Origin of the sequence: Pseudomonas alvandae (assembly GCF_019141525.1) — a bacterium.
Taxonomy (GTDB): Bacteria; Pseudomonadota; Gammaproteobacteria; order Pseudomonadales; family Pseudomonadaceae; genus Aquipseudomonas; species Aquipseudomonas alvandae.
In genome coordinates this window covers 2,872,295-2,894,778 of record NZ_CP077080.1, presented here as the reverse complement: position 1 = coordinate 2,894,778, position 22,484 = coordinate 2,872,295, and the positions used below count along the sequence as shown (strand labels likewise).

Sequence of the window (22,484 nt, the reverse complement as noted above, 5' to 3'; positions counted from 1 at the left end):
ATCCTACGACCACGACCGATATGCATGTGCTGTGTGTCGTCGTAGCCGGGCTGGGGGATTCTTTGGTGAGAGGCCCCAGCTCGGCACCTCTTTCAAGCCGCCCGCAGGTCAGCGGGTAGCAAAAAAACATCAGGACGGAGCGCATCGCGTGCGATACCCGTCTTTAACTCAACTCGTAGCACGAGCTCAGCGGGCAACTCTCCCTTCCTAAACCAATAGGAAACGAGCTGTTGCGAAACCGGTCGATCTTCGGTCGACACCAGCACCGCGAACGCGGCCTGACCACCGGCAAGGCTGATGGCCTCTGCTAGCGCCTCTCGCTTGGAATTCGAAATGCCCATCTCAACCTCTGGATCTGAAGTACGGAGCAAAAATACAACTAAATTTGTTAAGCGACAACATGTTTTTATGTTGGATCAAATACAAATCTTTTTGTAGCCTTCGTTAATGAGCGAATCGAACCCCAAGCCAAGCCGCATAGCCACAATATTCAAGACCCGCCGCGAAGAGCTAAACCTCACCCAAGAGGATATCGCCAGCCGGGTTAGCGCTCGTCTGTCCCCGCCAAAAAAGCTCACACAGCAGGTCTATGCTGCGTTTGAAAAGGGCAAGACTCAGACAACTAAACATGCCATTACCATCGCGCAGGTGCTGGACATCCCCTTAGGGGATCTGGACGAAAACTGGAAAATGCCGGTGCTCAGAAGCGGCCCAGCGTCCGACGGAAAGATAATTGCCGCTCAGGTACAGCTATGTGATGAGGAATCTCCACTCCACGATGAAGTAGAGGTTCCCTTGCTCAAGGAAATAGAACTGGACGATGGTTCAGGGCACACAACAGTCAGAGCGCAAGGCACATTCAAGCTTGGGGTTACCAAGAAATCCCTGGACGACATGGGCATCAAAATTGAGGATGTAGTTTGCATTGAGGTTTCAGGCAATAGCATGGAACCCGTCATCCCTGATGGAGGAAAAGCTGGTGTTGATCGCGGGCGAGCCGCTGTGAAAGATGGTGATATGTTTGCACTTCTTCACAACGGTCAGCTAAGGGTGAAGCTGCTTTATAGAATGCCACGCGGCGGGCTCCGGATGCGTAGCTTCAACCGGGAGGAACACCCAGATGAAGAATACCCAGCAGATCAGATCCGCGACGAGCAGATTGAAATTCTAGGGCGGGTTTTCTGGTACTCAGTCATCCGATAATTTCCCTCACCTATGTAGATGAAGCCCGCTAGCGCGGGCTTTTTTTCGACCCTAACAAATTTAACAAAAAACACCGTTGACCAAATTACAAATAAACGCGTATTGTTGTTTCGTACCCCTCTCACCAAAGAGTACGAGACATGCAGACAACACAGCACAGCTCCACCCGCTGCCCGGTTTATCTGCACCCGGCAGCCTGCACCAGCCCGGAGGCCGTTGAGGCGATCCAGAATCGCACCGGCCTACTGGTAATCGTCAACACTGGCCGCTCCGTTTCCACCCTTCCCGCTCGCCCAGCTAGCACAGAGGACGTTGGGCCATGGGGAGGTGATGCAGCATGAGCGGTTTTTCCGTCCCCCTCGCTCGCCAAGAGCTACTACACCACGTGCTGCAAGTTGGAGGCTCAGCCGTGTGCGGCCTGATTCGCCCGGAAACCAGCATGCAAGCCAATTTCGAAGTCGAGCTGACTACGGACCTCGCCATCATTCATGTCGATGCGGATGGCCGGAAAGGAACGGTCAAGCTGCGCCGGAACGACCGAGCCAACCACCTCCACCTGCGCGATTTCATCCATGAAATCGCCAATAGTCCCGCACCAGAGTGAGGGCTGAGCCATGAACCGCACTCTGGATCAAACCGCCGCCCTACTCGGGCTCAAGCCCCGCGCCTTCCGCACTAGGTTGCGGGAGCTTGGCGTACTGAACTCATCCGGCGACCTGGCAAGCGCGCACCGCGAACGCGGCTATCTGTACTCGGACCCGCGTGTGCGCTGGAACCCCACCATCGGCAAGCCCGAGCACTACGCCGTTGTGATGGCGAAGGAAGCCGGCGTTGAGTGGATTGCCAAAAAGCTGGACATCACCATCACCAAAAAGGACGCCGCAGCATGAAGCCCAACGCAATCAACTCCGCTGTAGGCGCCCTAAAGCTGGTGCCAATGTTCCTCAATCACCCAACGGTGATCAGTCGCGCCACGCTCATCGGCGCCTCTGCCGAAGCTGTCGAGCTGCTGGAGGCCTTGCCCTGCGTCTCTGTTGAACTCGCGGAAGTGTTCCGCTGCGTAGATGCAGTGATCGGCGACGGCCAGGTCGCCTACGTTACCCCTGTCAACTGCCCGGAGTACCCCTACGGCGCCGTCGTTGCAGACGCCAAAGGCAACGTACTGGCCGCGGCCAAGGGCAAGAGTAAAGAAGGCCTCGCCGAACTGATCCGCCTCAAGCTGGTGCCCCAAATGGAGGGGCACGGGGGAGGAAGCGCGTGAACACCACCCTGGAACAACTCAGGCGCCAGTTCGCCACGCCATGCCCAAGCCTGACCGCTGTGCGCGAGCAGTACTTCGCGCACATCCGCACAGATCGTTACCTGCTCAGTGAAATCAAGGCCGGCAGGATCAAGCTGGTGGTCAAGCGCCTGCACTGCTCGGCCCGCGCCAAGCCCGTCGTATACCTGCACGACCTGGCCGCCTACCTCGACGCGCAAGCAACGAAGCAAGCGGCCTGATTCAAACGGTACCCCTGCCGGCCAGGGGCAACAGCAACTTACTCAATGAGGCACAGCACATGAGCAAAGCACGTCCTTTCGTCGACACGCTGCGGGACATCGAAGCCGGTGGCCTGCTGGACGAACTCACCGAGACCCAGCACAGCCTGATCGACGCCATCCGCCTGACCGGCAAAGGCGGCGAACTGACCATCAAGCTTACCTACAAGCCTGATGGCGGCGGCCAGATGACCGTGAAGGCAGACGTCAAATCCAAGGAGCCAGTCCTGTCGCGCGGCACGTCGCTGTTCTTCCTCACACCGGAGGGCAACATCACCCGCCGCGACCCACGTCAGCAGGAAATCCCGCTACGCAGTGTGGGCGAAGACCTGCCGCCTGAAACCATGCGGCAAGTCAGCCAGTAGCACCCGCTGCAAAAACCTCTCACCGAGTCATAAACCCCTGGAGCACATCCAATGCAACAAGCCATACAGCACCTGACCGCCCTGGTCCAAGCCCTCGGCAAACCGATTGACCACGAAGGCCTGGCCGCACCCATCGCGTTGGTACCGGACGGTGTAACACTGAAAAGCCTGGAACACTTGCTGCCCGCGCCAACCCGCATCCAGCAGAAGCTGACCGTGCTCGATGCCGAGTCATTCATCAGCTACGTGAACCGCTTTGCAACGTCCGCGACCGCGGTGTTTTGCAACGGCCCGGAAGGCCGGACTTTTTCGGCGGTCATCGACTACCACGACCCAGCCGCCCCTGCCTGGCGCGATCACGTTGCGACCTACCGCTGCCCAACCACCGTCGAGTGGGGCAACTGGAAAACCAGCGACCGCAAGCGCATGGACCAAGCCAGCTTCGCCGAATTCATTGAAGACAACGTGAAGGACATCACCCACCACCCCGAAAACGACAACACGCCGAGCGCTGCCGACATGCTGGAAATCAGCCGGACCCTCGAAGCCAAGAAGAACATCACTTTCCGCCAGGGCACCCGCCTCGACAACGGCCAGGTGCAACTGACCTACAACGAAGAAATCGACGGACGCGCCGGCGAAGCCGGGCAGTTGCGTATCCCCGAAGAGTTTTACATCGCGCTCAAGCCCTTCCTCGGCGGTGACACGTTCTGCGTTCCGGCGCGATTCCGCTACCGCATCCAAGAAGGCCGCCTGCAAATGTGGTTCGAACTGGTACGCCCGGACAAGGTACTCGAAGAAGCCTACAACGCGGTGCGCAACAAGATCCTCGATGCCATCAACGACGTGCCGCTTTACGAAGCCACGTTCTAACTAACTCCCTGCAACACCCCGTCGCCGACCTCTCACCAAAGAATCCCGGCGGCGGGCCCTAACCGAGGCATACAGCACATGCACGCACAGAATACGATCATCCTCATAGGCTTGGCTTTCGGCCTGATCCTCCTGGGACACTACATCCGCAAGCTCATCCTCCAGGCGCTGGCACGCAGCTACAACGCCGGCTTAAACGAGCGCAACGGTCTGCACAGCCAACGCATTGCAGCGCTTAATACGGACCTCACTACCATCACCAAACTTCGCAACCAGGAAGCCCAGCAACTGGCAGACCTGCGCTTGCAGATGCACGGCATCAAGACCACTCCGTTCACCTCAATCGATTACCGGAACCTCACCGAAATCACCCAGTTCCTGGCGATCGCGCTCCAGACTTGGAAGGCGCTGAAAGGCACCGAAGCCAGCCAGGCAAGAGCTGATCAACTAATCAAGATCGCCCGCGCCATGGCGTATCGGGTTTTTCACGTCGTTGAAACTGCCGGCAGCTTGAACAACCTTCCGCTGGATACCCAGCTGATTGACTGGCTCGACCAACACGGCACCTTTCACGCCGAGCACAACTTCAGTTCAGTCAGTTTCCTCCACGCCATCGAAACCGCGGGGTACCCACATTTACGCGACGCATTGCGCGAAGCCTACGAACAGGATCTCCGCAGGCTTACGCTTGGCCTGCCCTCTGCCGGAGCTGCCGCATGACTGTCTTTCAAACGCAGCTATCAGCCGACTGCGCAAGCACCGCGAACTTACATTTGCGCAGGTCGCGGCGAGCCTCGAAAGCCGAAAGCAAAATCTTCAACCCCACCCCAATCACCAGCGCGGTGAACACCCAGTTCGGCTTGAACCTGACGGGCGGGATTCGTGTGGATCTATTCGCAGGCGGCGGTGGCGCCACCATGGGCCAGGAGATGGCCACCGGCTTGCCGGTGGACATTGCGATCAACCACGACCCTGACGCCATCAGCATGCACAAGCGCAACCACCCAAGCGCCGAGCATTACATTACCGACGTCTATGAAGTCTGTCCGCATGCAGCCACGCGTGGCCGACCGGTGCTGCACCTGCATGCCAGTCCAGAATGTACCCACCACAGCCTGGCGGCGGGCGGACAGCCGCGCAGCACAACCAGCCGCTCTCTGTCGTGGGTGGTCATCAAATGGGCGGGCCAGGTTCGCCCTTTGATGATCACCATGGAAAATGTTATGCAGGTGCTCCAGTGGGGCCCCCTTATCGCCAAGCGCGATCCGAAAACCGGGCGCGTTGTCTGTCGAGACCTTCGTGTCGCCGATATCGGCGAGCGTGTCCCCGTGCAGGACCAGTACCTGGTTCCCGACCCGAAGCGCAAAGGCCAGACATGGCGCAGGTTCGAGTCGATATTGCGCGGCATGGGTTACGACCTTCGCCATGGGAAATTGAAAGCGAGCGACTTCGGCGCCGGGACACTGCGCGAGCGCCTGTACCTGGTGGCACGGTGCGACGGCAAGCAGCTCCAATGGCCCGAGCCCACCCACACCAAGGCACCACAGAAAGATCAAAAGCCGCAGCTCACCGCTGCCAGTAGCATCGACTGGTCAATCCCCTGCCCCAGCATCTTCTTAAGCAAGGAAGAAGGCCGCGCCGCCGGCGTCCGACGTCCGCTGGTTAGCAAGACGATGGAACGCCTACGTAAAGGCGCACGGCGCTACGTCATCGATCATGCGGACCCGTTCATCGTCAGCGTCAACCACTCTGGCAGCGACGATTCTCGGGTCCACTCCGTTCACCAGCCAACAAAAACCATTACGGGCTCTCACGGGTTCGCGCTGGTGACGCCGCAGTTGGCGCCGTTCATCACAGAGCACGCCAATAGCAGCGTACAACGCAACATGGCCGGCGACTCGCCCCTATCAACCATCTGCGCCAACGTCAAAGGTGGACACTTTGCATTGACCGTCGCCTACCTGGCTCAACACAACGGTGGATTCAACGTCACGCCCGGGCATCACCCAAACGAGCCCATGACCGCGATCACCACAACAGGCAGCCAGCAAAATGTTGTGACAGCCCACCTCTGCACGCTTCGCAAAAACAGTGTGGGACAACCAATGGATGGCCTGGTACCGACCATCACCGCCGGCGCCGAGCACCACGCCCTGGTCGAATACACCCTTGCACCGGAGTACCAAGCGGGCGCATTGCGCGTGGCGGCATTCCTCATGGGCTACTACGGCACCGACAACATCTACGACCTACGGGAGCCGGCGGCAACCATCACGACCCGGGACCGCCTCGCGCTGGTGACCGTCACAGTGCAAGGCACCCCATACGTAATCGTCGACATCGGAATGCGCATGCTCACGCCCCGCGAGCTGTACCGCGCCCAAGGCTTTCCCGATAACTACGTCATCGATACGGGACACGACGGTCGCAAGTTCAGCAAGCGCGCCCAGGTGCGGATGGTTGGCAACTCGGTTTCACCGCAGCCGATGGCCGCACTCATACGAGCCAACATGGACGAGACCAGCGTTGAACGGAGGGCAGCATGACCAGATCGAGCGAAGCGGCAATCACCCCACTCGGAGCCCATACCATGGAATTCCTCAGTGAAACCCTAACCGATGACGAGCTGGCGGCCATCACCGGCTACAAGACCCCGTCCTGCCAGCGCCAGTGGCTCACGCGTAACGCCTGGCAATTCGTTTTGACGGGCGCCCAGCGCCCCGTCGTCGGTCGTGTATACGCCCGCCTCAAGCTGGCTGGAGTCAAACCCACTGCTACCAACGCCGTGGCCGAAACCTGGACCCTCGACCTATCGCGTGTGGGTTAGCAATGCGCCCGAGAAAATCAACAAACCGGGACCTGCCGCCCCGGATGATCCGCCGCGAGCGGAAACGAAAAAGCGGCAATGTTTGGGTGAGCTACTACTACGATGGCAGGACTGCCGATGGGAAGCGAAAAGAGATCCCGCTGGGCAACGACCTGGACGATGCGAAAGCCGAATGGGCTCGACTTGAACGCAAGGCAGTCCCGAAGCCGTCACACCTGATGGGCAGCGTATTCGACAGATACGAAACGCAGGTCATGCCAGGGCTGACAAAGGGCACCCAAGACGACTACCAGAAGGGATTGAAACAGCTACGTAAGTCGTTCGAGCTGGCCCCGGTGGATGCTATGACCCCCCAAGTGATCGCTCAATACCGCGATACCAGGTCTGCCAAGGTCAGGGCAAACCGGGAAATAGCATTACTCTCCACGATCTTCACCCATGCCAGGGAATGGGGCCTGACTGACAAGGCCAACCCATGCTCACGGCTGCGGCGGAACAAGGAGACGCCGCGTGACTTCTATGCCGGCAACACTGTGTGGGATGCCGTGTATGCTCAAGCGCCCGTGGAGTTGAGAGATGCTATGGATCTGGCCTACCTCACAGGGCAGCGCCCGGCCGACGTGCTGAAAGCGTCTGCTGCCGACATCAACAACGGATTCTTGTTGGTCGGCCAAGGCAAGACCCAGAAGCGTTTGCGCATCCAACTTCACAACGGAACCGACGCGTCTAGTCTAAGCAACTTCCTAGACGGGCTACTCGATAGAAAATCAATAGCAGGAATTCGAACGTCCAGCCTCATAACTAACAAGGATGGGTTACGTATGAGCTACGCCATGCTGCGCAACCGCTGGGATGAAGCTCGTGAAAAAGCGGCAGTGAAAGCTGCAACCGAGGGTGACATCACTCTCGCCGCCACAATTCGTCAGTTCCAATTCAGGGACATTCGTCCAAAAGCGGCAAGCGAAATAGAAAACCTAGCTGACGCCAGTCGCTTGCTCGGTCACTCTACAGAAGAAATGACGAAGCGGGTGTACCGCAGGGTCGGGGAAATAGTTAAACCAACAAAATAACGAATTCTATTGTTTATTTTTTATAACCTCAATCAATGATTTTACCGAAACAGCTCTTCTCCCATTAACCAAAGCACGAACAAGCCAAAGAAAACAAGCCAAGCCAAACAATATAAACATAGCAGCCCATGTATCAGGACTAATACCGAAGGCATGCTTAAAAGTCGAAGAACAAAAAACAACAATAACACCAACGACCAAACTGAGAGGCATATGCCAGGCGTCTTTTTTTACCAAACAATCCATATGATTTAAAAGAGCCAGCTCAAGCTTATCGGCTGTAATGGTTATGACCTCTTGCGAAATATTGTCATGTATCTGCTGCACTGGCACGGATTGCGAGGGCCGCCGCCTCTGCACGGGCGGAGAATCAGGTTGAGTAGGCTGCATGGTCATACAGAGTCCTCCCCAACCATTAACTGGAACTCTACTCGCCTCATTTTTCCCATTTTTTGAATTGAACCAAGAAAGAAAATTGTTTCTTTACTATCGGAATTCGCGATAGCAACCGGTGAAACGCTTTGTCCAAAGCCCCTACCGAAATTCATGAAAGTTAATACTACGCATTCAATATGAATGCTGTCAGGAGGGCTTTTATAATCTATGGAGAATTGCGGTTTAGGCCGCTTTTCTTCCGGCGTGTTTTCGTCGAACGACTCTTCAGGGAACTCCATCCGCACCGGCAGTTGGTCGTCCCCCTCCACGTGGCATACGAAGGTCACCACGTCATTATCAGGAACGAATATTACCTCGTTCATCAGAACTCTCCGACCACCAATCTCCATAACCCGTCCTTTCATAACAAACAGCGTCACATCATAATGCCACCACGGCTGACGATAATCCACTGCCGCTCCGTAGAGATTTCCCCACAGAAAACACAATCAGGGCAGCTCGCCTCAGTGCATAAGTTGCGGAACACATCCCAATCTTGCGGAACAGATGACATTACGGCAGGCACAAAAAAACCCCGTAACTCATTGAGCTACGGGGTTTTTAATAGTGGAGGCCGAAGTCGGAATCGAACCGGCGTAGGTGGATTTGCAATCCACTGCATAACCATTTTGCTATTCGGCCTCAATACGCCCAATGCGATGAAACCACATCAGACGGATAGGAACTTATCCGGATACAGCCGCAAATAGCGAGCTATCTCCTTGAAAACATTGAAGTTTTTTACGCCTCGATGCATTCGATGGGCGCAATTATGTACTCATTTGCCTAGGCTGACAACCCCTTGATTTCAAAAAAAATTTGCCTGGCAATCAACCTGATGGCTGTTTTTCCTGGCAACGCAACAAGCCAAAACCAGTCCCCTGTCCAGCTCATCGGCAAACCACCGACCCCAACGGAACAACCGCCTTTTACCTTGGTTCATCCCTTATGTCGTCCCTGGATCAGTAAGGAGAACCATCATGACTGAACGCCCAAAACTGGTGGCGAGCCGAGCTCCGGTACCCACGCCTTCCCACCCTAATCTCGGCACGCCGGAGCGACTGGTGTCGCTGGCGGCCGGCTCATTGCTGATTGCCAACGGTCTTCGTCAGGGAGGACTCAAGGGCTTGCCGCAATTGCTGCTGGGTGCGTGCGCCACCTGGCGCGCCTATTCCGGCACCTGCAGGATCAAGCGGGCCATGACCCACAGCCCCTTCGAGCAGACGTTCGAGCAGGATCGCGATTGGGACGGCAGCAACGTGATTTCCCGCAGTATCACGATTGGCAAGCCCAGGGAGGCGGTGTATGCGTTCTGCAGCGATCCGGCCAATCTTGGCGCGCTGATGCCGTGGATCGACACCATCGAGCAGACCGGCGAACGGACCTATCGCTGGGTCGCCCATGGCCCGATGGACAAGACGCTGCATTGTGACCTCGAACAGTGCGAGCCCAAGGAAGGCCGCAAGCTGCATTGGATCGCCGGCCCGGACAGACGCTTCAAGCACGACATCCAGATGCATTTCAGCGATGCGCCGGCCGGTCGTGGTACGCAGGTCAAAGTCATCGTGGCATGCGAGACGCCCCTCGGCGCGGCCGGCTATGCACTCGCCGCCGCCATCTCGCGGTTCTCCGATAAAGCCCTGTTGAACGTGTTGCGCAGCATAAAACAGCAGTTGGAAACGGGCGAAATCAGCACCAACAAGATGCGCGATCCGCAGACGAAGGATTTCCTCTTCGTACATCCGGCCTCCAGCGCGACACGAGCACCGGCCAATGATTTACCCACTGACAAATCCGAACTCAATGGAGGTACCGTCTGATGCGTGCACTGACTTGGCAAGGCCCCAACAAGCTACAAGTCGAGACCGTCGACGATCCGTCCATTCTCAACCCCCGCGATGCCATCGTGCGGGTGATCCTGTCCTCGGTGTGCGGCTCGGATTTGCATTTGTTGGGCGGCTACGTGCCGACCATGCAGGCCGGCGACATCATCGGGCATGAATTCATGGGCGAAGTGGTGGAAACCGGCTCGGCTGTCACGCAAATCAAGAAAGGCGACCGGGTTGTCACAGTCTCGATCGTCGGCTGCGGCGAATGCGAGCACTGTCAACGCTCGGACTTTTCCTGCTGCGACAATTCCAATCCAAACCCCACCGCAACGGACATTGCCTACGGCCAGCCGGCTTGCGGCATCATCGGCTACAGCCATGCGTTCGGCGGTTATGCCGGCAGCCACGCCACTTATATCCGGGTACCTTTCGCCGACGTCAACCTGTTCACCATTCCGGAGGGCGTCAGCGACGAACAAGCCGTGTTCGTCTCCGACGCGGTGCCCACGGGTTTTTTCGCAGCCGATAACGCGGACATCCAGCCCGGCGATACGGTCGCGGTCTGGGGGTGCGGCGGAGTCGGGTTGATGGCGATGTCCAGCGCCTATCTGTTGGGCGCCGAACGTGTGATCGCCATCGACCGCTTCCCCGATCGCTTGCGCCTGGCCGAGGAAAAGGCCGGCGCCATCGCCCTGAACTACGAGACCACGGACATACACGCCGCCCTGCTGGAACTGACCGGCGGCCGAGGTCCGGATCGCTGCATCGATTGCGTCGGCATGGAAGCCCACGGCACCGAAGTCGATTATTTCTACGACAAGACCAAGCAGATGCTGCGCCTGCACACCGAGCGCGGGACGGTGTTGCGCCAGTCAATTCGCGCCTGCCGCAAGGGTGGGACAGTGTCGGTAGTCGGGGTGTATGGCGGCTTGCTGGATAAATTCCCGATGGGGGCGATCGTCAACAAGTCGCTGACCCTGCGCTCCGGCCAGCAACCGGGGCAGCGTTATGTGAAGCGGCTGTTCGAGCACATCCAGAAAGGCGAACTGGACCCCTCCTATCTCCTGACTCACCCCATGGGCCTGGAACAATCGGTGGAGGGTTATGCAATGTTCAAGGAGAAACGCCAGGATTGTTTGCGAGCAGTTTTTCGGCCGGAGTGAAATCAATCCAGTGGCGAGGAAGCAAGCTCCCTCGCCACGGGGTTAGCTTATACGCATCGGTTGATGCATTTTTTTCTTGCCCGGATCGGCGCACTGTCGGATAAGACACAGCCTTAGCCGCCTTGCGAGTCTGCCCATGTCCCACGCCGGTATCCCCCAGGGTTCCAGTGTCCGTTTGCTGGTCTATTTGTTATTTGCGATTCAACTGGTTTCCATGGGTGCGATGGAAATGAGCGGTCCCTTCTGGCCCGTTCACCTGCGCCAAATGACGACCAACGACGCACTGTTCAGTTTCGCCAGCACGGCGGTGTATGTAGGGCCGATGCTGGGCATCATCCTGACCAGTGCGTTGTGGGGCCGTATCGGTGATCGGCATGGGCACAAGCTGATGATGATCCGTGCGCTGGTGGGCCTGTCGTTGACCCAGCTTGGATTGGCGTTGGCCGACGATATCTGGATCATCCTGATCCTGCGCTTCCTGCAAGGCGCATTCGCCGGCTATATCGCCCCCGCCCAGGCCTATGGTGTGAGCATCGAAGCGCCTTCGCGGCGGGCCAGGCTCTTCGCCATCCTGCAGATATCCACCAACGTTGGCTCGTTGTTGGGCGCGGTCGTCGGCGGGTTGATCCTGGACCACGCGACGTTCTTCTGGATCAACCTCGTGGCTTCGGTCCTGTGCGCCATTTGTGCCGTAGTGGCCACACTGGCTTTGCCCCACGTGGCCCCCGCCAAGTCACCGGCCACCGTGCCCGACCAACCCAAGCCCTCGCGTCCCGGGGTCTCCAGCCCGGCAATCGCATCGTTGCTGGGGATCATGGGCCTTCTGCTGCTCGCACGCATGCTGCCGCAGACGTCCTTCTCGCTGTACGTGGTGTCGACTTTCAACGTCAGCAATGCCATGACCGGGCTTTGCTACGGTTTGCTGGCGCTGGGATTCATCCTCTTCGCTACGTCATGGTCACGTTACTTCGAGCAGCGCAATCCGGAGCAGACGCCACGCGCCATGACCGGCATCGTGATGTCTTGCATCGTTGCAACCGCCGTGGCCGGCCTGACTCGCCAGCCGGTAATCTTCGCCCTCGCCTATTTCATCTGGGGTCTGCTATTGGGCGCGACCACACCGGTGCTGACCGCGCTCATTTCCAAAAGCGCCGACAACAGCCGCCAGGGACATGTGCTTGGACTGGCACAGAGCGTTTCGCAGACCGCATCCATTATCGGCATCTCCCTCGGCGCATTGCTCAGTCAGGTTTATGGCCTGGAATACACATATCTCTATGTCTGTCTTGCCTATGCGATGGCACTGCCTCCCTTGATCCTGCTGCGCTATAGACCGGCAAAGATGCTCGGCGAGCCCCCCGAATAACGATGCGAGGCCAAAATTCCATCGCGCCCAAGATCGACCTTGCGCGGTGATGAACGACTCCACTACTATTGGGAATAATTCTCACTATCACAAAATATAAACAGCCATGAGCGATACAGGGTCAGCGGTCAATGATTGTCACCTGCGCACCGTCGCAGACCTCTATAGCGGCCATCATGGCTGGTTGTACGCCAGGCTTTATAGAAAGCTTGGCAACGCGCTGGACGCCGCCGACCTGGCGCACGACACCTTCATTCGCATTCTCGCCTCCAAAGTGGCAGTGATCGAAGAGCCGCGGGCGTACTTGAGTTGTGTTGCCGGCGGCATCCTCGTCAATTGGTTCCAGCGCAAGGCACTTGAGCGCGCCTATCTCCAGGCACTGGCATCATTGCCGGAGCCTGAGGTGCCATCCCCCGAACGACGCTTGCTGGTACTTGAGGCACTGCATGAAATCGACGCCATGCTCGATACCCTGCCGACTCACGTAAAACGCGCCTTTCTTCTGTCGCAGATCAATGGATTGAAATACGACGACATCGCCACGCAGCTCGGCGTCTCGCTGATCACTGTCAAGCGCTACATGAAACAGGCATTCCTGCACTGCCTGACGTTGGTGGATTGAATGCCGTCCCATGACCGCCACGCCCTCGACCCGTCCATCCTCGACGAAGCCGCCGACTGGCTTATGCGCCTGAGCGAGGGCAGCGTCAGCGACTCCGAGCGCCAGGAATGGGAGCATTGGCGAAACAGCAGCCCGACGCACCGCCAGGCCTGGGCCCGTGCCGAACTATTGCTGAGCAAGCTGCAGGGCTTGCCCCCGGCGCTGGCGATGCCGTCGCTGGACCGGCCGAGCCATCCTGGACGCCGTGCCGCCATGGGCAAACTCGCCGCCCTGCTTGCGCTGGCGCCCTTGACCTGGGGCAGTTGGAAGCTCAACGACTGGCAGCAATGGACCGCCGACTACCGCGCCCCGGTGGGCGAGCGTCGCGACTTGACCCTGACCGACGGCACTCACGTCACGTTGAATACCGACACCGCGATCGACGTGTATTTCGACGATCGCCAGCGTTTGCTGCTCTTGCGTCGCGGCGAAATACTGGTCCAGACAGCCGCAGATCCCTCACCTGTCGCCCGACCGTTCCTGGTGCAAACCAACGAAGGCAGGATGCAAGCGCTTGGAACGCGCTTCAGCGTTCGCGAAGAAACCGGGCACACCCGCCTCGCCGTGCTGGAGGGCGCGGTGCGCATTCAAGTCAAGGGAATTGGCGAACAGGTGGTGCAGGCCGGCCAACGCAGCGGCTTTAGCGCGTTGGGTTTCGACGCCCCCACACCCGTCGACAAATCGGTGTTGGCCTGGACCCAGGGCATGCTGATGGCTGACAACATGCGCCTGGCGGACTTCGTGAACGAACTGAGCCGTTATCGCAGTGGCGTCCTGCGTTGCGACCCGGCGATTGCCAACCTGCGGATATCCGGCGCCTTTCCGGTCAACGACAGCCGGCGCACCCTGAACATGCTTGCCCAGACCTACCCCATCAACGTGAGCTCCCGCCTGGGCGATTACTGGGTCATGCTGGCGCCGGCGTGAGCGCTGGAAAAAATAATCGTGCGAGGGTGATACTTTTTTCGATCCTGGCTGGCTTAGAGAGCAAACCCTCTGAACAGGATCACCCCGCCATGCCCGTTGCCCGCCCCCTGCGTTCGGATCGCAAGCTGACCCTGGCGATTCGCAGTGCCATGCTCAGCGTCGCACTTTGTACCCTGAGCCCCGGGGTCTGGGCGGCACCGGGCGCACCGCTGGACAGCGTCGCCAGCCAGTCCTACAACATCCAGCCCGGCCCCTTGGGCGCCACGTTGTCGGCGTTCGCCGTACAGGCCGGTATCGCCCTGTCATTCGAGCCTTCCCTCACGCAAGGGTTGAACAGCCCCGGCCTGTCCGGCCAGTTCACCGCCCGTGAAGCGTTCGACCGGCTGCTGGCTGGCAGCGGCCTGGATCTGGTCCCACGGGACGATGGCAGCTATACCTTGCAAAAAAGCGCCGGCGACGGTGAGCTGGCGCTGGCGCAGACCACCATCAATGCCGCCGAAGTGCGCCCCGGTGATTTGCCGGCCGCCTATAGCGGTGGCCAGGTTGCCCGTGGCGGCCGGGTTGGCCTGCTGGGCAACAAGGACTTGATGGATACGCCCTTCAGCGTCAGCAACTACACATCGACCCTGATGAAGGACCAGCAGGCCGTCACCGCCGCCGACGTGCTGGAGCGCGATTCCTCGGTGCGCTCCACCGGCCAGACCGGCGGCATCGTCGATTCGTTCTTCATCCGCGGCTTCCCGGTGGGCGAAGGCAACCTGGGCGAGCTGGCGTTCGACGGCGTGTATGGCGTGGCACCGAACTACCGAGTGTTCACCGAGTACGCCGAACGCATCGAAGTCATCAAGGGCCCGGCCGCCCTGCTGTATGGCATGTCGCCCAACAGCGGCGTCGGTGGCGTGATCAACATCGTGCCCAAGCGCTCCCTGGAACAAGACCTGACTCGCGTGACGGCCAGCTACGCAATGGATACCCAGGCCGGTGGGCATGTCGACATCAGTCGTCGGTTCGGCGAGGAACGTCGTTTCGGCGTGCGCGTCAACGGCAGCCTGCAGGGCGGCGACACCGCGATTGACAAGCAGTCCCGGGACGTCGGCATCGGTGCCATCTCGCTGGACTATCAGGGCGACCGATTCAGGACCAGCCTGGACCTGATCAGCCAGGAAGAACAATGGGACGCCCCCTCGCGGCCGTTCAACATTGCGCGCGGCGTCGAGGTGCCTTCGGCGGCCAACGGGCGCAGCAACGTGACCCAGGATTGGGCCTGGTCCAAGACTCGCGACAAATCGGCCTTGCTCAGCGGCGAATATGATGTGAACGACAACCTGACCGTGTTTGGCCACGCCGGTGGCGGCAAGTCCGATGTGGCGCGGCTGTCGGACCAGACACCGACGATCCTCAACAGCGCCGGAGACACCCGCTCGACACCGGGCTATTACAAGTTCGAGGTGGAGCGTTACACCGTCGATGCCGGCGCCCGGGCCCGGTTCGAAACCGGCGCGATCAGCCACAGTGCGACCTTGCAGGCCAGCCGTTATCGTGACGAATTGCGACGAGGGATCAACTCAGGCGCCCCGCTCTTTTCGAATATCTACCACCCGGTGGAGCGCGACAAACCGTCCATTGCCTCGCCCGACGTGTCGAAGATTTCCGACACCGAACTGTCTGGCATGGCGCTGGCCGATACCCTGTCGATCCTGGATGAACGGGTCCAGGTGACACTGGGCCTGCGTAAGCAACGGGTCGAATCACACAATTACAACAGCGTCACCGGCGCACGCACCTCGCCTTCCTACGACGAAAGCGAAACCACGCCCTTGTTCGGCGCAGTGATCAAGCCCTGGGAACATGTGTCGTTCTACTACAACTACATCGAGGGCCTGAGCAAGGGCGACACCGCGCCGGCCAACGCCAGCAATTCGGGGGAAGTCTTCAAGCCCTACATCTCGCGTCAGCAGGAGGTCGGGGTCAAGGTCGACTACGGCACGTTCACCTCGACCCTGGCGCTATTCCAGATCAAGAAGCCCGCCGGCGAATTGACCAATGGCTTGGCCGGTAGCGTGTATTCCGTCCAGGGCGAGCAGCGTAACCGCGGCATCGAACTGAATATGTTCGGTGAACTGCGCGAGGGTACGCGGCTGTTGGGCGGCGTCACCCTGCTCGACGGCGAACTCACCAAAAGCGGGACCGCCGCCAATCGTGGCAACAAACCGGTGGGCGTACCCGAAGTCCAGGCCAACCTCTGGGCCGAATGGGACACGCCCTGGGTCCAGGGCATGACGCTGACCAGCGGCGCGATCTACACCGGCAGCCAGTACGTCGATCAGGCCAATACCCAGGAACTCGACCCGTGGACCCGCTTTGATGCCGGCGCGCGTTACAGCACCGTGCTCGATGGCCGGCCAACCACGTTCCGCGCCACGGTACAAAACGTCTTCGACCGCGAGTACTGGTCCGGCGTGGCGTCCTACGGCGCGTTCTCCCAAGGCGCGCCACGCACGCTGTTGCTGTCGGCGACTGTCGACTTCTGATCGAGACCCGCCCCGCCAGCGCGTGCACCGCTGGCGGGACGGTCCCTGACAAGGTTCAAACCATGCTGATTCCACCCATGACGCGTTCGACGCTCACCGCCTGGCTGCTTGGCGCCGCGACCTTGCTGCTGAGCGGCTTTGGTTTTTCGGACACCTCGCCCGTCACCAAGACCACTGTCACCGACTTGCTTGGCCGCCAGGTCCAGGTACGCATTCCCGTGCGCCGGGTCATCCTTGGCGAAGGCCGCCAGTTGTACCTGGTGGCGGCGCTGGACACCGATAATCCAATCCGCCGAATCGTCGGCTGGCGCAAGGACCTCATCCAGTCCGACCCGGACACCTACGGCGCTTACCTGCGGCGCTTTCCGGCCATTGCCAAGGTCCCGACGTTTGGTGGTTTCGAAGACGGCACCTTCGACATCGAGCAAGCGATCAGCCAGCAACCGGACGTGATCGTGCTGAACATCGAGGCCCAGCACGCCACCGAAGATGCGCGCTACATCGAGAAGCTCGATGCGCTTGGCATTCCGGTGGTCTACGTGGACTTTCGCAACAACCCGATGCAGAACACCGAGCCGACCATGCGTCTGTTCGGGCGACTGTTCGGCGAAGAGGCGCGCGCCGAGGCATTCATCACCTTTCGCAACCAGCAGATCCGGCGCGTCACCGATGTTATCCAGGCCCGCCAGCCGCCTCGACCCAAAGTGTTCATCGAGCGCATCGGCGGCTACACGGACGATTGCTGCCTGAGTTTCGGCAATGAGAACTTCGGCCGCTTCGTCGAGCTGGCCGGCGGCCGCAACATCGCCAGTCCGATCATTCCCAATACTTTCGGCCAGTTGAATGCCGAGCAGGTGGTCGTCGCCAACCCGGAACAAGTGGTGGTCACCAGTGCCAACTGGGAGGCCTTCGCCCCAGGCGGACACTGGGTCGGCGTCGGTCCCGGTGCCGACCTGGTCGAAGCGCGGCGCAAGTTGCAGTGGTACACCCAGCGCCCTGCCTATGCCGGGATCAAGGCCCAGCAAACCCAGGGGTTCCACGCCATCTGGCACCAGTTCTACAACAGTCCGTACCAGTTCATCGCCATCCAGCAACTGGCCAAGTGGTTCCACCCGGACCTGTTCGCCGAACTCGACCCGGACGCGACGTTCCGCGAGTTCCACGAACGGTTCCTGCCCGTGCCCTACGAGCCCGGCTACTTCGTCAGCCTCAAGCCAGCGCAGGCACAACCATGAACGGCCGAATCGATGACATCGCCCTGGGTACGATCTATCGCGAGCAGGTCTGGCGCAAGCGCCTGATCCTGGTCGGCCTGGCGGTGTTGCTGCTGTTCAGCGTGTTATTGGACCTGGCCCTCGGCCCGGCCAGCTACAGCCTGGTTGAGGTGCTGGGCGCGCTGTTTTCCCCTGACGCGGCGGCGCCCCAGGTGCGCGTGGTGATGTGGGACATTCGCCTGCCGGTGGCGCTGATGGCCGTGGCCGTCGGCGCCGCTTTGTCCCTGGCCGGCGCGCAGATGCAGACCATCCTCAACAATCCGCTGGCAAGCCCCTTCACCTTGGGCATCTCGGCGGCGGCCAGTTTTGGTGCGGCGTTAGGATTGGCATTCGGCGTGGCCCTGGTCCCGGTGATCGCCCAGTACATGGTGCCGCTCAATGCCTTCGTGATGGCGATGCTGTCTGCATTGCTGATCCACGTGCTGAGCTTGCGTCGCGGCATGACCAGCGAAACCATCGTGCTGCTGGGCATCGCGCTGGTGTTCACTTTCAATGCCCTGCTGGCGCTGGTGCAGTTCTTCGCCACAGAGCAAGCCGTGGCCGCCGTGGTTTTCTGGACAATGGGTAGCCTGACCAAGGCTACGTGGCCGAAACTCGGTGTGATCTGCCTGGTGATCCTGGTCACCTTGCCGGTTTTCGCACGCCGCGCCTGGGCCATGACCGCCCTGAGGCTGGGGGACGAGAAAGCCGCGAGCTTCGGCGTCAATGTGCGCAAGTTGCGTTTGCAGACGCTGATCATGGTCAGCCTGCTGGCGGCATTTCCCGTGGCGTTTGTCGGCACCATCGGCTTCATCGGCCTCGTCGGCCCGCACATCGCGCGAATGCTCATCGGCGAAGACCAGCGCTTCTTCCTCCCCGCCTCGCTGCTGACCGGTGCGCTGATCCTGTCAGCGAGTTCGGTGGTGAGCAAGACCTTGATACCGGGCGCGATCTTCCCCATCGGCGTGGTCACGTCGTTGATCGGCGTGCCGTTTTTCATCTCTCTGATTCTGGGCGGCAGGAAAAACTCATGGTAACGATCGAGCTGGCAGGGGTCGGCGCGCGGTATGGCCAGCGGTCGATACTCGAAGGAATCAGTACGCCGGTGCTCAGCGGCGGCGAAGTGGTGGCGGTGGTTGGCCCGAATGCGGCCGGTAAATCCACCTTGTTCAAACGCATCGCCGGCTTGATCGACGGCCCCGGCCAGGTCCGCCTGGAAGGGTCGCGCCGAGGGCGGGGCGGCATCTGCTACATGCCGCAGAACCTCAACGCCAGCGCCCGGCTGACGGTCTACGAATCGGTGCTGCTGGCGCGCAAGCAGCAAGCGCCCGGCTGGGCCGTGCAGGCCGACGAGTTGGAAGTGGTGGACCGTATCCTCGAATCCCTGGGCATCGGCGAACTGTCCTTTCGCAACCTTGGCGAACTGAGCGGCGGGCAACAGCAACTGGTGTCCATCGCCCAGACGCTGGTGCGCGAACCCGAGGTGTTGTTGATGGATGAACCCACCAGCGCCCTGGACATGCATCGCCAGGTCCAGGTGTTGAGTTTCATGCGCGACTTCGCCCGCCAACACTCGGTCATTGTGTTCATCGCCATCCACGACCTGAACCAGGCCCTGCGGTTTGCCGACCAGGTGCTGGTCATTGCCAATGGAACATCGCAAGGCTGCGGCCGGAGTGACGAGGTGATCACCGAGCAGATGCTGCGCGACGTGTACCGGGTGCAGGCGCGGATCGAGCGCTGCTCGCGGGAGGAGCGGCACATTATCGTGGACGACGTGGTTTGAGTGGGTAGCTCGTCCGTGGCGAGGGAGCTTGCTCCCGCTCGGCTGCGCAGCAGTCGTAGACCGGCGGGCGCGGTTTGCCTGGCACACCGAGTCCGGCAATCTGGGGCCGCTGCGCAGCCCAGCGGGAGCAAGCTCCCTCGCCACGGGAGATTTGAGGCAGTCGCGGTGCGCCGTCATAATCGGTAACATACCGGCCTTTCCCGCAGCCCTTCTGCGCCCTGCCGAATAAGCCCATTCCATGCCTTTTGAACTCAGCGTTGACCTCTCCACCCTCGCTATCCTGGCCGTCGTGGCGTTCATCGCCGGCTTCATCGACGCCATCGCCGGCGGTGGGGGCCTGCTTACCACGCCTGCCCTGCTGACCGCGGGCTTGCCACCGCACCTGGTGCTGGGCACCAACAAGCTCAGCTCGACCTTTGGTTCGGCCACGGCCAGCTTCACGTTCTACAGGCGCAAGCTGTTTCATCCGCGGCAGTGGACCCACGCCCTCGTCGGCACGCTGGTCGGTGCCTTGGCCGGCGCCGTCGTCGCCCATTACCTGCCCGCCGAGTGGCTGAACAAGATGCTGCCGGTGATCGTCTTTGCCTGCGGCCTGTACCTGCTGTTCGGCGGCACGCCCAAGGCACCGCTGGACAGCAACGCACCGATCAAGAAGACCTGGCAGTCGCCGCAAGGCTTCACCCTCGGTTTCTATGACGGCGTGGCCGGCCCGGGCACGGGCGCGTTCTGGACCGTCAGCAGCCTGCTGCTCTACCCCATCGACCTGGTCAAGGCCAGCGGCGTGGCCCGCAGCATGAACTTCGTCAGCAACATCGCGGCGCTGTCGGTGTTCATCTTCTCGGGTCAGGTGGATTGGATCATCGGGCTGAGCATGGGCCTGTCGGTGATGGTCGGCGCATTCTTCGGCGCGCGCACCGCCATCAGCGGCGGCGCGAAGTTCATCCGGCCGGTGTTCATCACCGTGGTACTGGCCCTGACCGTGCGCCTAGCCTGGCAACACTGGTTCAGCATGGCCTAGGCGGCGGGCCACATAGAGATCGATCAGGTAGCGGGCAATCGAGCGCGATGCCGGCAATGGCGGCAGGTCATGGATGTTGAACCATTGCGCGTCCTCGATTTCGTCCTCCTGGGGCACGATCTCGCCGCTGGCGTATTCGGCGTGGAAGCCCAGCATCATCGAATGGGGAAACGGCCAGCACTGGCTGCCCACGTACTGGATGTTTTTCACGTCGATGCTGACTTCCTCGCGGACCTCGCGAACAAGGCAATCCTCCGCCGACTCACCCGGCTCGGCAAAGCCCGCCAAGGTGCTGTAGACACCTGTGACAAACCGGGGGGAACGGGCCAACAAGACTTCGTCGCCACGAGTGATCAGCACGATCATGCTCGGCGAGATCCGTGGGTAATGCCGCAAGTCGCATGCCTGGCAATACATCGCCCGCTCTCGCGGCACCTGGCTCATGCGCTGGCCGCAGCTGCCGCAAAAGCGATGCTCCCGGGCCCAGGTGCCGATCTGCGCGGCATAACCCAACACCTTGAACAGCGTGTGGTCATCTTCGAGCATGAAGGCCCGCAGGCCTTTCCAGTTGCAGCCGGGAATGTCCAAGGCGCTGTGCAGTTCCAGCAAGTGGACCGGCTCGCCATCGAGATGGCCGATGCCGTGCTCGGCAAGGATCGACAAGTCCTGGCGCTTGAGCCAGTCGCGAGGAAACAGCGCGCCGTTGTCGTCGTACAGGAAACCTTCCGGGCTGCGGGCCACGGCCCAGCCGCCGGGTTTATCTGTATCGAGTACTGCGGTGGTCCAGCGTGAAATCATGATCGGTCAGTCCAGAAATTCGGGTTTCTGTTTGCTCATATGGGCGGCCATGGCCACGCGCAGGTCATTGGATTGCAACATGGCGGCGTTCCACGTGGCGACGTATTCCAGCCCGTCGTCGATGCGGTGGTCGCGCATGTAGCTGATCATTTCCTTGGTGCCGGTGACGGCGATCGGCGACTTGGCGGCGATTTCCCGGGCAATGCCCATGACGCCGTCGAGCAGGCTGGCTGTGTCACCATAGACACGATTGACCAGGCCAATGCTGCGCGCTTCGTCGGCACCGAAGGTGCGCCCCGTATAAGCGAGTTCACGCAGCATGCCGTCCCCGATGATCCGGGGCAAGCGTTGCAATGTGCCAACATCGGCCGCCATGCCGATGTCGATTTCCTTGATGGAGAACTGCGCGTCCTCGGCGGCGTAGCGCATGTCACAGGCGGAAATAAGGTCGATGGCGCCGCCCAGGCAATAGCCCTGGACCGCCGCGAGGACCGGCTTGCGGCAGTTGTCCACGGCATTGAACGAGGCTTGCAACTGCAGGATCTTGCGCCGCAGCACGCGGGCGTTACGGCCCACATCCTTGCCCAGTTCGTTAGCGACGCCGGCCAGCATCATCAGGTCGATGCCCGAAGAAAAATGCTTGCCAGCGCCGCTCAAGACCACCACCCGCACTTCATCGGTATCGTCGATCCATTGGAAGATATCGACGATCTCGCTCCAGAACGCAGCGTTCATCGCGTTGATCTTGTCCGGTCGATTGATCTGCACATGGGCGATGTTGTCCGCAAGTTCGACATTGAACGCTTGGTATTGCGACATGGCAGTATCCTTTTGACCGGC

Annotated in this window: 26 protein-coding genes and 1 tRNA gene; 20 read left to right on the top strand and 7 right to left on the bottom strand. The window is 60.2% G+C overall.

Annotation, left to right across the window (positions count from 1 at the left end; all coding sequences use genetic code 11):
• Nucleotides 1-92: 92 nt before the first annotated feature.
• The gene (locus KSS97_RS12935) at nt 93-341 is read right to left on the bottom strand and encodes a YdaS family helix-turn-helix protein (RefSeq protein ID WP_217861813.1); all 249 of its coding nucleotides are present in this window, start codon (nt 339-341) and stop codon (nt 93-95) included.
• Nucleotides 342-447: 106 nt separating this feature from the next.
• On the opposite strand from KSS97_RS12935, the gene KSS97_RS12930 reads away from it, so the two are divergent.
• Nucleotides 448-1,203 carry a S24 family peptidase gene (locus tag KSS97_RS12930; RefSeq protein ID WP_217861812.1) on the top strand — a complete coding sequence of 252 codons (756 nt, stop codon included), beginning with the start codon at nt 448-450 and terminating at the stop codon, nt 1,201-1,203.
• A gap of 403 nt (nt 1,204-1,606) precedes the next feature.
• On the opposite strand, the gene KSS97_RS12925 is transcribed toward KSS97_RS12930, so the two are convergent.
• Nucleotides 1,607-1,777 carry a hypothetical protein gene (locus KSS97_RS12925; RefSeq protein WP_217861811.1) on the bottom strand — a complete coding sequence of 57 codons (171 nt, stop codon included), beginning with the start codon at nt 1,775-1,777 and terminating at the stop codon, nt 1,607-1,609.
• Nucleotides 1,778-1,817: 40 nt separating this feature from the next.
• Here KSS97_RS12925 and KSS97_RS12920 point away from each other — a divergent pair, with 40 nt between their 5' ends.
• The 9 genes from KSS97_RS12920 (at nt 1,818) to KSS97_RS12880 (ending at nt 7,877) form a co-directional block, all read left to right on the top strand.
• Nucleotides 1,818-2,093, top strand: coding sequence for a hypothetical protein (locus KSS97_RS12920; RefSeq protein ID WP_217861810.1), 276 nt, complete (start codon nt 1,818-1,820; stop codon nt 2,091-2,093).
• The gene (locus KSS97_RS12915; protein ID WP_217861809.1) at nt 2,090-2,464 is read left to right on the top strand and encodes a hypothetical protein; all 375 of its coding nucleotides are present in this window, start codon (nt 2,090-2,092) and stop codon (nt 2,462-2,464) included. The genes KSS97_RS12920 and KSS97_RS12915 overlap by 4 nt, the downstream gene beginning before the upstream one ends.
• Nucleotides 2,461-2,703 (top strand): pyocin activator PrtN family protein, encoded by a 243-nt coding sequence (locus tag KSS97_RS12910; protein ID WP_217861808.1) that lies wholly within the window; start codon nt 2,461-2,463, stop codon nt 2,701-2,703. The genes KSS97_RS12915 and KSS97_RS12910 overlap by 4 nt, the downstream gene beginning before the upstream one ends.
• Before the next feature lie 59 nt (nt 2,704-2,762).
• A complete protein-coding gene (locus KSS97_RS12905; protein WP_042956605.1) occupies nt 2,763-3,107 on the top strand; it encodes a YfdP family phage-associated protein in 345 nt (114 codons plus the stop codon).
• A gap of 51 nt (nt 3,108-3,158) precedes the next feature.
• Nucleotides 3,159-3,980, top strand: a complete 822-nt coding sequence (locus KSS97_RS12900) for a YfdQ family protein (RefSeq protein WP_217861807.1) — start codon at nt 3,159-3,161, stop codon at nt 3,978-3,980.
• A gap of 78 nt (nt 3,981-4,058) precedes the next feature.
• Nucleotides 4,059-4,700: a hypothetical protein gene (locus tag KSS97_RS12895; RefSeq protein ID WP_217861806.1), complete on the top strand. Its 642-nt coding sequence runs from the start codon at nt 4,059-4,061 to the stop codon at nt 4,698-4,700.
• Nucleotides 4,697-6,526 (top strand): DNA cytosine methyltransferase, encoded by a 1,830-nt coding sequence (locus tag KSS97_RS12890; protein ID WP_217861805.1) that lies wholly within the window; start codon nt 4,697-4,699, stop codon nt 6,524-6,526. Before KSS97_RS12895 ends, KSS97_RS12890 begins: the two co-directional genes overlap by 4 nt.
• Before the next feature lie 44 nt (nt 6,527-6,570).
• Nucleotides 6,571-6,807: a DUF4224 domain-containing protein gene (locus tag KSS97_RS12885; protein ID WP_042956657.1), complete on the top strand. Its 237-nt coding sequence runs from the start codon at nt 6,571-6,573 to the stop codon at nt 6,805-6,807.
• 2 nt (nt 6,808-6,809) lie between these two features.
• Nucleotides 6,810-7,877: a tyrosine-type recombinase/integrase gene (locus tag KSS97_RS12880; protein WP_217861804.1), complete on the top strand. Its 1,068-nt coding sequence runs from the start codon at nt 6,810-6,812 to the stop codon at nt 7,875-7,877.
• 6 nt (nt 7,878-7,883) lie between these two features.
• On the opposite strand, the gene KSS97_RS12875 is transcribed toward KSS97_RS12880, so the two are convergent.
• The 3 genes from KSS97_RS12875 to KSS97_RS12865 form a co-directional block, all read right to left on the bottom strand.
• A complete protein-coding gene (locus tag KSS97_RS12875) occupies nt 7,884-8,273 on the bottom strand; it encodes a hypothetical protein (RefSeq protein WP_217861803.1) in 390 nt (129 codons plus the stop codon).
• The gene (locus KSS97_RS12870) at nt 8,270-8,725 is read right to left on the bottom strand and encodes a hypothetical protein (protein ID WP_217861802.1); all 456 of its coding nucleotides are present in this window, start codon (nt 8,723-8,725) and stop codon (nt 8,270-8,272) included. Before KSS97_RS12870 ends, KSS97_RS12875 begins: the two co-directional genes overlap by 4 nt.
• Nucleotides 8,726-8,880: 155 nt before the next feature.
• Nucleotides 8,881-8,954 (bottom strand) — tRNA-Cys (locus tag KSS97_RS12865).
• Between the two features lie 338 nt (nt 8,955-9,292).
• On the opposite strand from KSS97_RS12865, the gene KSS97_RS12860 reads away from it, so the two are divergent.
• The 10 genes from KSS97_RS12860 to KSS97_RS12815 all read left to right on the top strand — a co-directional run bounded on the left by KSS97_RS12860 (nt 9,293) and on the right by KSS97_RS12815 (nt 20,846).
• On the top strand, nt 9,293-10,132 hold the full coding sequence (locus KSS97_RS12860) for an SRPBCC family protein (RefSeq protein ID WP_217861801.1): 840 nt from the start codon (nt 9,293-9,295) through the stop codon (nt 10,130-10,132).
• Nucleotides 10,132-11,304 (top strand): zinc-dependent alcohol dehydrogenase, encoded by a 1,173-nt coding sequence (locus KSS97_RS12855; protein ID WP_217861800.1) that lies wholly within the window; start codon nt 10,132-10,134, stop codon nt 11,302-11,304. Before KSS97_RS12860 ends, KSS97_RS12855 begins: the two co-directional genes overlap by 1 nt.
• 136 nt (nt 11,305-11,440) lie before the next feature.
• Complete coding sequence (locus KSS97_RS12850; RefSeq protein WP_217861799.1) at nt 11,441-12,670, top strand: MFS transporter; 1,230 nt, start codon at nt 11,441-11,443, stop codon at nt 12,668-12,670.
• A 106-nt stretch (nt 12,671-12,776) separates the two neighbouring features.
• Nucleotides 12,777-13,292 (top strand): sigma-70 family RNA polymerase sigma factor, encoded by a 516-nt coding sequence (locus tag KSS97_RS12845; RefSeq protein WP_198796988.1) that lies wholly within the window; start codon nt 12,777-12,779, stop codon nt 13,290-13,292.
• Entirely contained in the window at nt 13,293-14,258 is a 966-nt protein-coding gene (locus tag KSS97_RS12840; protein WP_198796989.1) for a FecR domain-containing protein, read from the top strand.
• Nucleotides 14,259-14,347: 89 nt separating this feature from the next.
• Nucleotides 14,348-16,789, top strand: a complete 2,442-nt coding sequence (locus KSS97_RS12835; RefSeq protein WP_217861798.1) for a TonB-dependent receptor — start codon at nt 14,348-14,350, stop codon at nt 16,787-16,789.
• 62 nt (nt 16,790-16,851) lie between these two features.
• Nucleotides 16,852-18,024 carry an ABC transporter substrate-binding protein gene (locus KSS97_RS12830; RefSeq protein WP_225936101.1) on the top strand — a complete coding sequence of 391 codons (1,173 nt, stop codon included), beginning with the start codon at nt 16,852-16,854 and terminating at the stop codon, nt 18,022-18,024.
• A complete protein-coding gene (locus tag KSS97_RS12825) occupies nt 18,021-19,079 on the top strand; it encodes a FecCD family ABC transporter permease (protein WP_217861797.1) in 1,059 nt (352 codons plus the stop codon). Before KSS97_RS12830 ends, KSS97_RS12825 begins: the two co-directional genes overlap by 4 nt.
• Nucleotides 19,073-19,828, top strand: coding sequence for an ABC transporter ATP-binding protein (locus tag KSS97_RS12820; RefSeq protein ID WP_217861796.1), 756 nt, complete (start codon nt 19,073-19,075; stop codon nt 19,826-19,828). Before KSS97_RS12825 ends, KSS97_RS12820 begins: the two co-directional genes overlap by 7 nt.
• A 238-nt stretch (nt 19,829-20,066) precedes the next feature.
• A complete protein-coding gene (locus KSS97_RS12815) occupies nt 20,067-20,846 on the top strand; it encodes a TSUP family transporter (protein WP_030142545.1) in 780 nt (259 codons plus the stop codon).
• On the opposite strand, the gene nudC is transcribed toward KSS97_RS12815, so the two are convergent.
• Nucleotides 20,814-21,644 (bottom strand): NAD(+) diphosphatase, encoded by an 831-nt coding sequence (nudC, locus tag KSS97_RS12810; RefSeq protein WP_198796994.1) that lies wholly within the window; start codon nt 21,642-21,644, stop codon nt 20,814-20,816. The two genes, KSS97_RS12815 and nudC, sit on opposite strands and share 33 nt — an antisense overlap.
• A 6-nt stretch (nt 21,645-21,650) precedes the next feature.
• Entirely contained in the window at nt 21,651-22,463 is an 813-nt protein-coding gene (locus KSS97_RS12805) for a crotonase/enoyl-CoA hydratase family protein (RefSeq protein WP_030142547.1), read from the bottom strand.
• Nucleotides 22,464-22,484: the final 21 nt, after the last annotated feature.